The sequence below is a fragment of the Clostridium sp. DFI.1.208 genome (assembly GCF_024463855.1).
Taxonomy (GTDB): Bacteria; Bacillota_I; Bacilli_A; order Erysipelotrichales; family Erysipelotrichaceae; genus Clostridium_AQ.
Genome location: NZ_JANGCA010000142.1, coordinates 1 through 1,624, shown reverse-complemented (window position 1 = coordinate 1,624; position 1,624 = coordinate 1). Strand labels below are relative to the sequence as shown.

Sequence of the window (1,624 nt, the reverse complement as noted above, 5' to 3'; positions counted from 1 at the left end):
AGAAGTAAGAGAAAAAACAGAACGTATCCCAGAGAGATCCCCGGGGATGTAAAAGATACGGGAGGGAAAAGGAGAAAAAGAAAATGAAAAAATTAGTAGCACTGAGTATGGCAGCCATGATGATGGCAATGATCACACCGATCGCAGCAGCAGAAAAGAACGAAACGAAGTATGTAGATACCACAGACGGGACATCTGATCAGAATGGTGAGATCTGGGCAACCTTGTCCAGTAAGAAGCTGGCGCAGTTGAAAGCTACGATGCCGATCCGTATCGATTTTGCAGTCGTAAAAGGAGAGAAGGATGGTGCAGTAGCGAATGATTTCATGGTAGGAGATTATAAGATCAAGGTCGCAAGTGATTCCGAGATCGGTGTCGAACTGAAAAATATCACCGTACAGAATGCAGATAAGGGTAAATGGACACTGACAGATGCAACTGGTATCGCAGCTACGAAGACTGCGATCACCGAGGATAGTACGGAAAAAGAAAAGGAGAATGCCATGAAGACGGTAAGCCTTCAGATCGCCGGTAAGGACCTTGCATATGGTGAGAACAAACTGGTGGATGATACATTCGTAGTGAAAAAGGGTACTGACAAATCGCTTGGCATCAAGGGAGCACCAACACAGGCACCGATCGATGCTGCTATCGAAGCTAAGGCAGAACTGGCATTCAACGTCGTCTATACGATCGCACAGAAGGAAGAGGCAGCACCTGCAGCATAAGGAGATCACATACATAAGAGCACATCGTGCTCTTACATGAGGAAGGAAAGGATTCCTTCCCTATGCAAAGGTACGATGGAAGGAGAGAGAATGGAAGAGATAAAAGAGAAACAGAAGAAGGGGAAGAAAGCGTGGCCGATGATCCTATTGCTTCTGCTGGTGGTCGCTGGCTGCAGTGTATGGTTCTTACAGGAAAAAACAGATCTGTGGCTGGATCCGGACCAGAGTGAGGGGACGCTGGATGGTCTTTCAAAAGAGGAGATCCAGAAGCTGATGGATGACAAGGTGGACGAGGGACAGTTCATGATCTCTATCAATACGCAGCCGGTATTTGCGGATGGCCGAAGTGAAGGTACCCTGCGCATCGAGAACAGTCCGCAGAACCGCTATCTGATGATCGTGAAGATCTATCGCTATGAGAACAAAAAGCTGGGAGAGCTGATCTATGAGAGTGGCGCGATCAAGCCGGGGAACAAGATCGAGACAGCGAAGCTGGATGTCGATCTGCCAAAGGGGAAGTATCCGGTCATCGTGTATTTTGAAGGGTATCGGGAAAAGGACCGTGAGTATGTAGGGAAGGCCGGCAGTGAACTGGATATCATCATACAGAAATAGGAAGTAGAGGGAAAACGATGAAGGAAAGAGAAGACTATAAAGAAAAAGGAAAAAAGAAGTGGCTGCTTCTACTACTGGTGCTGTGCCTTTGTATCGGAGGATTCCTGTTTGTAAGATCATGGAACACAGAGGATGATCGTCTGGCAAGAGAGCGGGATGCGAAGGAAGGCTATCTTCCGGGAATGACACGGGAAGAGATCCAGAAGATGATGGATGACAAGGTGGCAGAGGGAAGCGTCCAGATCAATATCAACAGCAATCTGGTGTTCGAGACAGGAAGC

The 1,624-nt window shown here is 47.6% G+C and carries 2 protein-coding genes and 1 pseudogene; all 3 read left to right on the top strand.

Annotation, left to right across the window (positions count from 1 at the left end; translation table 11 throughout):
• Window positions 1-83: 83 nt before the first annotated feature.
• Window positions 84-728, top strand: coding sequence for a hypothetical protein (locus NE665_RS23660; protein ID WP_118654852.1), 645 nt, complete (start codon window positions 84-86; stop codon window positions 726-728).
• A 90-nt stretch (window positions 729-818) separates the two neighbouring features.
• On the top strand, window positions 819-1,343 hold the full coding sequence (locus NE665_RS23655) for a hypothetical protein (RefSeq protein ID WP_117445093.1): 525 nt from the start codon (window positions 819-821) through the stop codon (window positions 1,341-1,343).
• Between the two features lie 17 nt (window positions 1,344-1,360).
• Window positions 1,361-1,624 (top strand): annotated as a pseudogene (locus NE665_RS23650) (hypothetical protein); the annotation flags it as partial.